Origin of the sequence: Streptomyces sp. OR43, assembly GCF_008042275.1 — a bacterium.
GTDB lineage: Bacteria > Actinomycetota > Actinomycetes > Streptomycetales > Streptomycetaceae > Streptomyces.
The window spans coordinates 1-12,295 of sequence record NZ_RDBK01000008.1; the positions used below are offsets into that span (position 1 = coordinate 1).

Consider the following 12,295-nt stretch of genomic DNA (forward strand, 5'->3'; position numbering starts at 1 on the left):
GGATCTCGTCGAGCATCGATTCCTTGGAATCGAAGTGGTAGTAGAGGCTGCCCGCGAGCATGCCGGCCGCGTCCGCGATCCTGCGGACGGTCGTGGCGTTGTATCCCTGGGCGGCGAACACCTCGGCGGCCGGGCGGAGAATGGGCGGGTGCCTACCAAGAAGAAGCCCCAGGGGACCCCCTCGCCCGAGCGTCGTGACGAACTGCTCGCCACCGCCGCCGAGGTGTTCGCCGCCCAGGGATACAACGCCACGACCGTCCGCAGGATCGCGGACGCGGCCGGCATGCTCGCGGGCAGCCTCTACTACCACTTCGATTCCAAGGAATCGATGCTCGACGAGATCCTCTCCACCTTCCTCAACGAACTCTGGGAGGGGTACGACGCCGTCCTCGACGCGGGGCTCGGACCCCGGGAGACCATCGAGGCACTCGTCACCGAGTCCTTCCGCGAGATCGACCGGCACCGTGCCGCCGTCGCCATCTACCAGAAGGAGGCCCGGCACCTGGCGGACCAGCCCCGGTTCCAGTACCTCGTCGAGTCCCAGGAGAAGTTCGAGAAGGCCTGGCTCGGCACACTGGAGCGCGGCGTCGCCGACCGGACCTTCCGGGACGACCTCGACATCCGCCTCACCTACCGGTTCGTCCGCGACACCGTCTGGGTCGCCGCGTCCTGGTACCGGCCGGGCGGGCGGCACAGCCCGGAGGAGATCGCCCGCCAGTACCTCTCGATGGTCCTGGACGGCATCGCGTCGCGTCACTGATACCGCCGGGGGACGAGGTCCCCCGGACGGGTCCGAACATTTTCGAAAGGCCCCCCGGCCGGACGCCCCAAGGGATCTCCCGGGAGTCCTCCGGCCATCGGCGCGGCGTGTCCCACCGCTGGTCGGCAGATCGTGCTACGGTGGTCCGGTTGCAGTTTTGGTACCCATGAACTTTATGTGCGCCTGACGGGAATGCTTCCTCAGGCGCTTTATTGTTTTCCGGCTTTCTCCGGGTGGGGCTCAATGCGGCGACTTGGAATTCGTAAAGTGCGGATTTCCGGCACTGCACCTGTTTTAGGAGAATGACATGGCTACTGGAACCGTGAAGTGGTTCAACTCGGAAAAGGGCTTCGGCTTCATCGAGCAGGACGGCGGCGGCGCCGACGTCTTCGCCCACTACTCCAACATCGCCACCCAGGGCTTCCGTGAGCTCCAGGAGGGCCAGAAGGTCTCCTTCGACGTCACGCAGGGCCAGAAGGGCCCGCAGGCGGAGAACATCGTCCCGGCCTAATTGCCGGACGCGTACCTCGCAGCCGGGGCCCGCACCGTGAAGGTGCGGGTCCCGGCTTGTGCTGTCCCTGGGAAGTAGCGCAAAGACGGGCGCCGGCCGGCGCCCCGCACCGGGTGCGACGAAGCACCCCGGGAGTCCCGGGCGTTCCGCGCTCCGCGTACGGCGGTACGACCGCATGTCCACGCAGCCCCGGAACTCTCCCGTAGTCCCCAGCAGTCCCACGTATTCCCAGGAATCCCCCAGGAGGGCAATTCCGTATGACCCGCTCCGAACGTCAGGACCGTCCCGCCCGCAATCGCCCGTCGAGGGGGCGTGGCACGGCCCAGGCAAAGGCAACCGCACAGGGTTCCGGCAAGGGATCCGGCAAGGCGTCTCCCCGTCGCAGGGCCACGCCGCCGCAGGGCGAGTTCGCCCTGCCCGAAACCATCACCCCCGCACTGCCCGCCGTCGAGGCGTTCGCCGAGCTGGACATGCCCGCCGCCCTGCTGAAAACCCTTGCCGCGCAGGGCGTCACCGACCCGTTCCCGATCCAGGGCGCCACCCTGCCGAACTCGCTCGCCGGCCGGGACATCCTCGGCCGCGGCCGCACCGGCTCCGGCAAGACCCTCGCCTTCGGCCTCGCCCTGCTCGCCCGCACCGCCGGGCGCCGCTCCGAGCCGAAGGCGCCGCTGGCGCTCGTCCTCGTCCCGACCCGCGAGCTCGCCCAGCAGGTCACCGACGCGCTGACGCCGTACGCCACCGCCGTCAACCTGCGGATGGCCACCGTCGTCGGCGGCATGTCGATCAGCAAGCAGTCCGGCACGCTGCGCCGCGGCGCGGAAGTGCTCGTCGCCACGCCGGGCCGGCTCAAGGACCTCATCGAGCGCGGCGACTGCCGCCTGGACGACGTCGCCATCACCGTCCTCGACGAGGCCGACCAGATGGCCGACATGGGCTTCATGCCGCAGGTCGTCGCCCTGCTCAAGCAGGTCGAGGAAGGCGGACAGCGCATGCTGTTCTCCGCGACCCTGGACAAGAACATCGACCGGCTGGTCAAGATGTTCCTGACCGACCCCGTCGTGCACTCGGTCGACCCGTCCGCCGGCGCCGTCACCACCATGGAGCATCACGTGCTCCATGTACTCGACGAGACCGACAAGAAGGCCGTCGCCACGAAGATCGCCGCCCGCGAGGGCCGCGTGATCATGTTCGTCGACACCAAGCGCGCCGCGGACCGCTTCGCCAAGCGGCTGCTCGCCAGCGGTGTCCGGGCCTCCGCGCTGCACGGCGGGCGCTCCCAGCCGCAGCGCAACCGGACCCTGGACCAGTTCAAGACCGGTGAGGTCACCGTGCTCGTCGCGACGAACGTGGCGGCCCGCGGCATCCATGTCGACGACCTCGACCTGGTGGTCAACGTGGACCCGCCCACCGACCACAAGGACTACCTCCACCGCGGTGGGCGCACGGCGCGCGCCGGCGAGTCCGGCAGCGTCGTCACGCTGGTGCTGCCCGAGGAGAAGCGGGAGATGACCCGGCTGATGCAGGACGCGGGCATCGCCCCCCGCACCACGCGCATCAGGTCCAGCGACGAGGAGCTCACCCGGATCACCGGGGCGCGCGAACCGTCCGGGATCGCGATCGTGATCGAGGTCCCGCAGCCGACCCCGCCGAAGCCGCGCACGCGGTCCGGCGGCGGCACGGGTACGGGCACCGGCACCGGCGGCGGGTTCCGCTCGGGCAGCCGCGGCCGGGGCCGGCGCGGTGGCACCGGCGGCGCGGCTGCTGCCGGTGGCAGTGGTGCGGGCGGCAGTGGCACGGGTCGCTCCGGAGGTTCCGGTGGTGCCGGACGCACCGGCGGTGCGGGTGGTGCCGGTCGCTCCGGAGGCTCCGGTGGCGCGGGCCGCGCCGGTGGCGCCGGCCGCGGTGGCGCGCCTGCGCGGGGTCGTCGCGCCGCGTAGCGGTCACGTTTCAGCCCGTCCGGCGTTCGAGGACGGAGCGGCAGCCGGGTTCGCCCGGAGCGCCGCTTCCGTCCTCGAACGCCGGACGGGCTTGTTCTATCGCGCGGACGGGTCTGTGCTGCCCGGACGGGTTCGTTCAGCCGCCCCCAGCCGCCCCAGCACCTCCGTGCCGAACGCCCGCAGCAACAGGTCGTCCGCCGCACACCACGCGGCCGCCGCCTGGCGGGTCTCCTCGTCGCCGCGCTCGCACAGCGCCTCGGCCGATACCTGCCAGTTGTCCAGCCCCGGCTCCCCGGACCGCAGAGCCCGCCGCGCCAGTTCCTCGAAGGAGGCGCGCACACCCAGCTCCGCCTCCAGGACCGTGGCGATCGCACCGTGCCCCGTCTGCTGGTCCCGGCCCGCGGCCGGCCGGCCGTCGCGGACGAGTTCGGCGGTCAGCGTCCGACCGCCGTCGACCACGCTCCGGCGCACCACCACCTCGTGCGCGTCACCGTCCCCGTACAACTCCCGCAGACCCGCCCGCATCTCCTGCTCCAGGTCGGTGTCCAGCATGCGCCGCGCCTCGCCCAGCGCCTCCTCGACGGCGCCCTCCACCGCTCCCGCGCCATGGCTCAGCAGCGCGCGGACCGTCGGCAGGGAGCCCCGCCGCGCCGCGAGCAGCAGCGGCGACTCGCCCTCGGGGCCCGGCAGGCAGGGGTCGGCGCCGTACGCCAGCAGCACCTCGGCGGTCCGCGCGTGACCGAGCCCCACGGCCCACCGCAACGCCGTGAATCCGAACTGTTCCCGCAGATCCGGCCGCGCCCCGGCCGCCAGCAGGGCCTCGACCACCTCGGTGTGCCCGCCGCACGCCGCCCCGCACAGCGGCAGATCACCCGCCTCCGGACCACAGGCCCGGTCGGGGTCGGCGCCCGCCGCGAGGAGCAGCCGCACCACCCCCGGACGGTCCGACACCGCCGCGAGATAGAGCGCACTCGCCCCGTCCTCGTCGACCGACTCGGCGGACACGCCGCTGCGGAGCAGCTGTACGACGGCGTTCTCGCCCTCGTACAACGCATCGGACAGGCGGGGTCCGCCCGCCGCTGCCGTCATCGGATCTTCTGTCACATTTCGACTGTAATACGCCGCGCGGCAAGGCCACTTGCCCGGAGCGGACCGTTCTCGGACGGTGCGGCAGCGGACCGTTCTCAGGTGGTGCAGTCCAGCACGGTCCGGCACAGCGCGCACCGTGCCCGCACCCGGCCGCGGACCGGCACCCTGTTGCGCTGATGGCACGTCGGGCACGCGAACGCGACCCGCAGCCCGTCCCCGCCCGCCTCGAACGCGTACGGCACCCCGGGGCCCGGGACCGGAGCCGCACCGGGATGTTCCTGGGCGTACCGCCGGTCCTTGGCGTACCGGCGGCGGCCCGCCCAGCCCGCGGCCGTCAGCGGCGGCTGCGCGCTCTCGCGCAGGGCCTGTGCCCTGCCCTTGGTGTACGCGGTGTACGCCTGAGGGCTGGTGAACCACGGCGAGGGATCCTCGTCGAAGGCGAGCGCCCGCTTGGCCAGCACGTACCCGAACTCCTCCGGAGTGAGGTAGCCGAGCTTCTGGCTGGACGTGGCGTCCTCCCGGAACGCGTCCAGCAGCAGCCAGCCCGCCCCCAGATACGCCGCCGCGGTGTCGGTGAGGATCTCGTTGTCCCGGGTCCCGGGGAACTCCAGACCGAGCCGGTGCAGCAGCACGTGCATGACCTCGTGCGACAGCGCGGCGCCGATGTCCCGGCGATGGGTACGGAAGCGGTCGTTCAGCTCGATGAAGTACTCGGGTCCCGCCGCGAGTTCGACGCTTCCCGCGTGCTCCATCGCACGGAACGCCACGATCATCCGCGCGTCCGGCAGCCGCAGGTGCTGCACCATCGCCCGCGCCACCCGCTGCGCTCCGAGGTGCAGATCGTCCGCGTCGGCGAACGCCGCGTCGGCGGGGGCGAGACTCGGGGCGAAGCGGTGCACGCCGTCGTACGACAGGCGGCGGTACAGCGCGGTGATCGCGGAGCGGACGGTGTCCAGATGCGGGAAACCGTGTACCACCGGGCTGCCCTGGGAGCTGTCCGCCACGTCCCCACCCCACTTCGCGACGCTCGACTCCGCTCCACTGTAGACCGGGGAGGGCGGGCCGGTCAGATGTCCGCGCCCGCCCTCCCCGGTCTACAGTGGAGCGGAGTCGAGCGTCGCGAAGTGGGGTGGGGACGTGGCGGACAGCTCCCAGGGCCGACGGGCCGGACGCGTTGGAGGGTGTCCCGTTCGTGCCGGTCGACGGGTCCGGGGGGACCGGCCTGTACCGGGGCACGTTCGAGGTCGCCGACGTGTCCGGGACGGGGCACGCGGGGTTCGAACTGCCGGGCTGGACCCGTGGGTTCGTCTGGGTGAACGGGTTCTGCCTCGGGCGCTACTGGGCGGCGGGCCCGTCAGACGTCCGCGTCCGCCGGGGCGGGGGGCGGGGCCAGTCAGACGTCCGCGTCCGCCGGACCGGCCGCACGCACGGGCGCCCCCGGTCCCAGCTGGGCGTACGGGGCAGCCGCACCCTCCACCTCCAGCACCCACACCTCGTTGGTTCCGTCGCGCAGCACCGGGCCCGGCACGTACAGCGTTCGCTGCGGGCCCGCCGCCCAGTAGCGCCCGAGGCAGAACCCGTTCACCCAGACGAACCCACGGGTCCAGCCCGGCAGTTCGAACCCCGCGTGCCCCGTCCCGGACACGTCGGCGACCTCGAACGTGCCCCGGTACAGGCCGGTCCCCCCGGACCCGTCGACCGGCACGAACGGGACACCCTCCAACGCGTCCGGCCCGTCGAACGCGTCGAGCCGCAGCGCCCGTGCCCGTACGCCGTGCAGGAACTGGCGCTCGTGCAGCACGCCGCCCGTAATCCCCTTCGGCTCGCCCAGCCGGGGCCCGTAGTTGACGCGGCCCAGCGACTCCACCCACAGCTCCACCTCGGCGGGCCCGCCCACGGGCTCCGCCAGCGTGCTGTCCGTCTCGCTCAGCACGCCCCGGCGGACCCCGTCCACGTACACCACAGCCCGGTCCCGCAGGCCCGAGACCCCCAGGGTGTACGGGGCGCGCGGCCCCGGAACGGCGACGCGGTAGCGCACCAGGCCGCGGTCCACCCCCAGCTCCTCGAACGTGGGCGGCACACCGGACTCCGCCGTCTCCTCGTCACCCAGCGCCGCCATGACGTCGGGCAGCGGCGCCCACTCGGCCAGCTCGGCCCGCACCGGGGGCAGGCCGGTGGGCTCGGCGGGCAGCGGGGGCAGCGGCCCGTCCGCGTACGGGGCGAGGATCTCCCGGAACAGGCGGAACTTCTCCGTGGCCCGGCCGTACTCGTCTACCGGCGCGTCGTAGTCGTACGACGTCACCGTCGGCAGCAGGTCCCCGTCCTGGAGGGGTCCGGAGCGGTTGGCGCCCGCCCAGCCCGCGAAGTTCGTCCCCCCGTGCGCCATGTAGATGTTCACCGAGGCCCCGCACTCCAGGATCTCCCGCAGCGCGTCGGCGGCCTGCGCCGGATCCCGCAGGACCGGCGGCGCGCCCCAGTGCTCGAACCAGCCGCACCAGAACTCCATGCACATCAGCGGGCCACCGGGCTGATGACGGCGCAGCACCCGGAAGGCCTCGCGCGCGCCCGAACCGAAGTTCGCGGTGGCGAGCAGGCCGGGCACCGAACCGCCGGTGAGCATGTGGTCCTCGGGACCGTCGGAGGTGAACAGCGGGACGTTCACACCGGCCTCACCGAGCATCGCCGTGATCCGGCGCAGATAGGCGGCGTCGGTGCCGTAGCTGCCGTACTCGTTCTCCGCCTGCACCATGATCACCGGCCCGCCGCGGTCGCTCTGCCGCTCCACCACCTGCGGCAGCAGCGCGGCGAACCACCGCTCCACCGCGTCCAGGTACCCGGCGTCCCGGGTCCGCACCCGCCGGCCGAACCGCCCGGTCACCCAGGCCGGCAGCCCGCCGTTCTCCCACTCCGCGCAGATGTACGGCCCCGGGCGGACGATCGCCCACAGACCGGCCCGCCCCGCCGCGTCCAGGAAGCGGCCGAGCGCCCCGACGTCCCGGAACTCGCCGGGCCGCGGCTCGTGGAGGTTCCACGGCACGTACGTCTCGACGCAGTTCAGGCCCATCGCCCGCAGCATCGACAGCCGGTGCTCCCACTGCGCCTCGTGCACCCGGAAGTAGTGCAGGGCCCCCGACAGCAGCCGTACGGGCTTCCCGTCGATCCGGAAGTGGTCGTCCGCCACGGTGAAGTCAGCCATCGTGCTCGTTCTCTCCTGATGCGCGCGGTCCCGTGAACGCCGCGCCGCGCGGCCCGGTACGAACGGAACACGGTACGTGGGACGGAGCGGACGAATCCGGGAGCAAGGTCACGGCCCAGCCTCACCCCTGGCGTGCGGGCGGTCCATGGACAAAGATCACTGCTGATTGGACGCAGCACGCGATGCAGCACACGACGCCGCACGTCACACGGTCGCGGACGGAGGAACGAAGACCGATGTACCACACCTGGATGCGCTTCTTCACCCCGAGCCCGCTCCACCACCGCCTCGGCCTGGTCTGCCTGGGGGTGGGCCTGCAGCACGGCACGCTGCCGACCGTCGGCCCCCGCACCCTGGACCACCACGTGGCCGTCGTCATCAGCGCGGGCAGCGGATGGTTCGCCGGTCCCGACGGGCGCCGGGTGCCCGTCACCGCGCCCAGCCTGATCTGGCTGACCCCCGGCACCCCGCACCACTACGGCGCCGACCCGGTCACCGGCTGGGACGAGAGCTTCGTCGACTTCAGCGGGCCCGCCACCACTACGTACACCGAACTCGGCTACATCGAACCCGAACGCCCGCTCGTCCCGCTCGCCGACACCGCGGCGCCGCGGGCCGCGATCGGCCGGATGGTACGGGCGGCCCGGCGGGGCAACCCCCTGCTGGAGGTGGAGACGGGGGCGGCCGTCCACGAACTCCTCGTCGCGCTCCGCCGGGCGCGCGCCGACGTCAGCCCCGACGGAGACCCGGTGCTGCAGGCCCTGGCCCGTGACGCCTTCCAGCCGTTCTCCGTCGCCGAGCACGCCGCCCGGCACGGCATGACGCCCGCCGAACTGCGCACGGCGGTGCGGCGGGGGGCCGGGTGCAGCCCGAAGGACTACCTGCTCGGCATCCGCCTCGGCCGTGCCAAGGAACTCCTGGCCACCGGCGATCTGCCCGTCGCCGCTGTCGCCCGGCGGGTGGGGTACGACGATCCGGCGTACTTCTCCCGGCTGTTCGCCCGCCGCGTCGGCATGGCCCCGGTCCGCTTCCGCGAACAGCAGGGGCGCAGCGTGCCGGGCGGCTGGAGCGACCGTGTTCCGGACCCGGAACACCCGCCGACGATCATCCCGTAGCCCGTTCCGTCTAAGCTCGCTGACCATGACCACGAGCAACATCGACGATTCCGTCGGCGCCGAACTGAACCGGCTGCGCGAGAGCATCGACAACATCGACGCGGCTGTCGTCCACATGCTGGCCGAGCGCTTCAAGTGCACCCAGCAGGTCGGCCACCTCAAGGCCGCCCACCAGCTCCCCCCGGCCGACCCGGCCCGCGAGTCCCGCCAGATCGCCCGGCTCCGTCAACTGGCGGAGAGCGCCCATCTGGACCCGGCGTTCGCCGAGAAGCTGCTGAACTTCATCGTGGCGGAGGTCATCCGCCACCATGAGCGGATCGCGGAGGAGTCGGCGGCGGGCGGCGCGGCCTGAGGCAGGCCCGTCCCCAGCCGGCCGTTCCGGGTGGACCGGAACTCATGGGGCGCAGGGGCGTCCTCCGGACCGCTGGTCCGGCCGCCTGCGCCGCGACCGGGCGACCCAGGCCCATACCAGCAGACCGATTCCCGTAGCCATGACGGTGATCCCGGCCGTCGCCGACTCGTTGACGTGATCACCGTTTCCCTGCGGGGCGGGCAGACCGGCTGCCGCGTAGTGGGGGAGGAGCAGCAGGCCCGTACCCACCAGGGCGGGCACCACCCAGCCGGCGCCGGCGCGGCGCGAGGACCGGGCACACACCACAGCGCCCACCGTCAGAAGCACCGCACAGCCCAGCGCCGGGAGCACCGTGTAAATCAGCCACTCGGACAACAGGGGCCGCCAGTACCACTGGGCTGCGGGCCTCGGGCCGTCGAAGTAGAGCAAGGTACGGGGCTGCGGCGGCCCCAGGAAATCGCGCAGTGACCCGGGCACCAGCCCGCCCAGCAGCCCGCCGGTGAAGAGTGGCACCGAGCACCGGACCGCTGTGCCACCCTTCGCCCGGTGCACTGTCCGTCCGGCCCGAACGCCCAGCACCGCGCACCAGCCGGCCAGCAGTCCCAGGAACACGCCCTTGACCGCCCCGTAGCCGATCGGTGTCCATACGTTCCAGGGATAGTTCGCCATGTGTGCGGCGCGCACGCTTCCCGCGACACCCCAGGCGATGGCGCCCGCTGCCACTGCCCATGGCACGACCCCCGTGATCCGGGGCGGCCTTTCACGCGCGCCCGGGACATGCGCCCCGGCGATCCCACTCACCTGTCCGGTCACTGCCCACTCCGTCCCGCCCCGATCCGTGCGAGAGAGCCGGTCTGCCGCTCCTGTCGCTTTCCGTCGCAACGCGGGACGCGACAGAAGCCCCGGCGGTTGCGGCCGTCGTCGGGGCGATGGCCGCTGTCAGGGCGAGATCTCCTCCAGCGGCCGGTTCGCCGTCTCCTCGGCGAGGGTCCCCGCCACCACCGCGCCCACCAGGGACACCGCTCCGAGCATCACGAACACCGCGGCGACGCTGTCGCCGGCCGCGTAGACCACGCCCACCAGGACCGGGCCGAGGATCACGCCCAGCCGGTTGACCGCGCCACCGACGCTGCATCCCAGGGCGCGCATCCGGGTCGGGTAGAGCTCGGGTGTGTACAGGTAGAGGCAGATGTTGGAGCCGAAGAAGCCGACCGCCGAGAGCGAGGTCCAGATCAGGACCTGCGCGGGGGTGCCGGCGCCGAGCGCTGCCAGGGTGAGCAGGAGCGCGGCCGAGGCGCCGAGGCAGATCGCGAAGATCCGGCGGCGGCCGAGGACGTCCACGGTGAGGGCGACGACCAGGCAGCCGAGCAGGCCGGCGACCGAGGTCACCGTGGAGTAGAGCAGGGCGTCGGAGAGGGTGAGGCCGTACGCGTCCTTGTAAATGCTGGGCAGCCAGGACGTCACGCCGTAGTTGACGAAGTAGCCGGTGAACCAGATCGCGCCGACGACGAGTGTGCGGCGCCGGTAGCGGCCCGTGAACAGGCCGCGGACACCGGTCGCGGCGCGTTCCGCGGGGGTGGCGGTGGTCGCTGCCCCGGGTTCCTGGGCGGTGGGGGCGGGGCCCCCCACCCCGCCTACTCGCCCGACTCCGCCGCCAGCACAGACCGCTCCAGCTTCTCCAGCAGCCCCGCCAACTGCGCGCACTCCGCCGGCGACAACCCCGCCAGCATCCGCCGCTCATTGTCCAGATGCTCCGAGAACAACGCGTCGATCACCGACAGACCCTCGTCCGTCAGCCGCGAGTGAACCACCCGGCGGTCCTGCGGATCACGCTCCCGCCGGATCAGCCCGTCCTTCTCCAGACGGTCTATCCGCAACGTCACCCCCGCCGAACTGATCAGCCCCGAATCGGCCAGCTCACCCGCCGTACGCCGGAACGGCGCCCCCGCCCGCCGCAACGCCGTCAGCACATCGAAACCGGCCATCGACAGACCCTTGCGCTCCACCGGCCGCGAGATCGCCGCGCTGTAGCGCAGAAACGCCCGGTGCAGCCGGCCGAACACCTCCAGCGGAGCCGTATCCAGCTCGGGCCGCTCCCGCCGCCAGTCCGCGACGATCGACGCCACCGCGTCCTGGTCCTTCGCCATCCCGCACCCCTCCACACACGTACAACGTCATCAAGAATCTTAGCCCTCAAAGGACCTCCACGGGCCTCGTCAGCCCTGCGAGAACCCGCCTGCACACCGCCCGCCGCATACGGCAGCATGGCTCCCATGTCCGTACTGACGCGCGATGAAGCGCAGGCCCGAGCCCAGTTCCTCGACGTACAGCGGTACACGATCGACCTCGATCTGACCGCGGGGGAGGAGACCTTCGACTCCCGTACCGTCATCCAGTTCACCGCCCTCGCCGCCGGTGACACCTTCGTCGAGCTCAAGCCCGCCACCTTGCGCTCCATCAGCCTCGACGGACACACACTGGACCCCGCGGACCTCGACGGGAACCGCTTCCCCCTCACCGCCCTCACCGCGGGCCCCCACGAACTGCGCATCGACGCCGCCATGCGCTACTCCCGCACCGGCGAAGGCATGCACCGCTTCACCGACCCCAGCGACAACGAGACCTACGTCTACACCCAGCTCTTCATGGAGGACGTCCAGCGCGTCTTCGCCGCGTTCGACCAGCCCGACCTCAAGTCCGTCTTCGCCCTCACCGTCACCGCCCCCGAAGGCTGGACCGTCCTCGGCAACGGCATCGCCCAGCACACCGGCGACGGCCGCTGGACCCTCGCCCCCACACCCCCCGTCTCCACCTACCTCGTCGCCGTCGCCGCAGGCCCCTTCCACTCCGTGACCACCGAACACGCCGGACTGCCCTTCGGAATCCACTGCCGCCGCTCCCTGGCGCCCCACCTCGACGCCGACGCCGACGAGATCCTCGACATCACCCGCGCCTGCTTCGACCGGTTCCAGGAGAAGTTCGACGAGCCCTACCCGTTCGACTCCTACGACCAGGCCTTCGTCCCCGAATTCAACGCGGGCGCCATGGAGAACCCCGGCCTCGTCACCTTCCGCGACGAATTCATCTACCGCTCCGCCGTCACCGACACCGAACGCCAGACCCGCGGCATGGTCATCGCCCACGAAATGGCCCACATGTGGTTCGGCGACCTCGTCACCCTCGCCTGGTGGGACGACATCTGGCTCAACGAGTCCTTCGCCGAGTACATGGGCTACCAGACCCTCGCCGAAGCCACCCGCTTCACCGACACCTGGGTCGACTTCGGCGTCGCCCGCAAGGGCTGGGGATACGACGCCGACCAGCGCCCCTCCACC

Annotated in this window: 13 protein-coding genes and 1 pseudogene; 7 read left to right on the forward strand and 7 right to left on the reverse strand. The window is 72.1% G+C overall.

The annotated features are described in order from the left end of the window. On the reverse strand, window positions 1–172 hold a 172-nt coding region (locus EAO72_RS03935; RefSeq protein WP_148016400.1), incomplete at its 3' end, for a helix-turn-helix domain-containing protein. On the opposite strand from EAO72_RS03935, the gene EAO72_RS03940 reads away from it, so the two are divergent. From EAO72_RS03940 to EAO72_RS03950, 3 genes are all read left to right on the forward strand, one after another. Then, the gene (locus EAO72_RS03940; RefSeq protein ID WP_148015816.1) at window positions 149–760 is read left to right on the forward strand and encodes a TetR/AcrR family transcriptional regulator; all 612 of its coding nucleotides are present in this window, start codon (window positions 149–151) and stop codon (window positions 758–760) included. The two genes, EAO72_RS03935 and EAO72_RS03940, sit on opposite strands and share 24 nt — an antisense overlap. A 307-nt stretch (window positions 761–1,067) precedes the next feature. Beyond that, window positions 1,068–1,271, forward strand: coding sequence for a cold-shock protein (locus EAO72_RS03945; protein ID WP_015607926.1), 204 nt, complete (start codon window positions 1,068–1,070; stop codon window positions 1,269–1,271). Window positions 1,272–1,528: 257 nt separating this feature from the next. Further along, window positions 1,529–3,208 (forward strand): DEAD/DEAH box helicase, encoded by a 1,680-nt coding sequence (locus EAO72_RS03950; protein ID WP_148015817.1) that lies wholly within the window; start codon window positions 1,529–1,531, stop codon window positions 3,206–3,208. Window positions 3,209–3,304: 96 nt separating this feature from the next. Here the strand turns inward: EAO72_RS03950 and EAO72_RS03955 are convergent, their stop codons facing one another. Further along, window positions 3,305–4,312, reverse strand: coding sequence for an ankyrin repeat domain-containing protein (locus tag EAO72_RS03955; RefSeq protein WP_261991306.1), 1,008 nt, complete (start codon window positions 4,310–4,312; stop codon window positions 3,305–3,307). Window positions 4,313–4,392: 80 nt separating this feature from the next. Further along, the gene (locus EAO72_RS03960; RefSeq protein WP_148015818.1) at window positions 4,393–5,301 is read right to left on the reverse strand and encodes a hypothetical protein; all 909 of its coding nucleotides are present in this window, start codon (window positions 5,299–5,301) and stop codon (window positions 4,393–4,395) included. A gap of 161 nt (window positions 5,302–5,462) precedes the next feature. On the opposite strand from EAO72_RS03960, the pseudogene EAO72_RS42745 reads away from it, so the two are divergent. Further along, window positions 5,463–5,651, forward strand: a pseudogene (locus tag EAO72_RS42745) (beta-galactosidase); the annotation flags it as partial. Window positions 5,652–5,690: 39 nt separating this feature from the next. Here the strand turns inward: EAO72_RS42745 and EAO72_RS03970 are convergent. Next, window positions 5,691–7,493, reverse strand: coding sequence for a glycoside hydrolase family 35 protein (locus EAO72_RS03970; protein WP_148015819.1), 1,803 nt, complete (start codon window positions 7,491–7,493; stop codon window positions 5,691–5,693). A gap of 236 nt (window positions 7,494–7,729) precedes the next feature. Here EAO72_RS03970 and EAO72_RS03975 point away from each other — a divergent pair, with 236 nt between their 5' ends. Both EAO72_RS03975 and EAO72_RS03980 read left to right on the forward strand, forming a co-directional pair. Beyond that, window positions 7,730–8,608, forward strand: coding sequence for a helix-turn-helix domain-containing protein (locus EAO72_RS03975; protein ID WP_148015820.1), 879 nt, complete (start codon window positions 7,730–7,732; stop codon window positions 8,606–8,608). A gap of 25 nt (window positions 8,609–8,633) precedes the next feature. Next, entirely contained in the window at window positions 8,634–8,960 is a 327-nt protein-coding gene (locus EAO72_RS03980) for a chorismate mutase (RefSeq protein ID WP_148015821.1), read from the forward strand. Window positions 8,961–9,002: 42 nt separating this feature from the next. Here the strand turns inward: EAO72_RS03980 and EAO72_RS03985 are convergent, their stop codons facing one another. The 3 genes from EAO72_RS03985 to EAO72_RS03995 form a co-directional block, all read right to left on the reverse strand. Beyond that, window positions 9,003–9,695, reverse strand: coding sequence for a hypothetical protein (locus EAO72_RS03985; RefSeq protein ID WP_261991307.1), 693 nt, complete (start codon window positions 9,693–9,695; stop codon window positions 9,003–9,005). A 204-nt stretch (window positions 9,696–9,899) separates the two neighbouring features. Next, entirely contained in the window at window positions 9,900–10,589 is a 690-nt protein-coding gene (locus tag EAO72_RS03990) for an MFS transporter (protein ID WP_261991308.1), read from the reverse strand. Window positions 10,590–10,594: 5 nt separating this feature from the next. After that, a complete protein-coding gene (locus EAO72_RS03995; RefSeq protein WP_148015822.1) occupies window positions 10,595–11,107 on the reverse strand; it encodes a MarR family winged helix-turn-helix transcriptional regulator in 513 nt (170 codons plus the stop codon). A 126-nt stretch (window positions 11,108–11,233) separates the two neighbouring features. On the opposite strand from EAO72_RS03995, the gene EAO72_RS42750 reads away from it, so the two are divergent. After that, window positions 11,234–12,295, forward strand: a 1,062-nt coding sequence (locus tag EAO72_RS42750) for a M1 family aminopeptidase (protein WP_261991310.1), incomplete at its 3' end; no start/stop codon positions are given.

Excerpts from the sequence above, each read along its gene's own strand:
- EAO72_RS03945 (WP_015607926.1), top strand. The coding sequence starts at position 1,068 with ATGGCTACTGGAACCGTGAAGTGGTTCAACTCGGAAAAGGGCTTCGGC.
- EAO72_RS03950 (WP_148015817.1), top strand. The coding sequence starts at position 1,529 with ATGACCCGCTCCGAACGTCAGGACCGTCCCGCCCGCAATCGCCCGTCG.
- EAO72_RS03970 (WP_148015819.1), bottom strand. The coding sequence starts at position 7,493 with ATGGCTGACTTCACCGTGGCGGACGACCACTTCCGGATCGACGGGAAG.
- EAO72_RS03975 (WP_148015820.1), top strand. The coding sequence starts at position 7,730 with ATGTACCACACCTGGATGCGCTTCTTCACCCCGAGCCCGCTCCACCAC.
- EAO72_RS03980 (WP_148015821.1), top strand. The coding sequence starts at position 8,634 with ATGACCACGAGCAACATCGACGATTCCGTCGGCGCCGAACTGAACCGG.
- EAO72_RS03995 (WP_148015822.1), bottom strand. The coding sequence starts at position 11,107 with ATGGCGAAGGACCAGGACGCGGTGGCGTCGATCGTCGCGGACTGGCGG.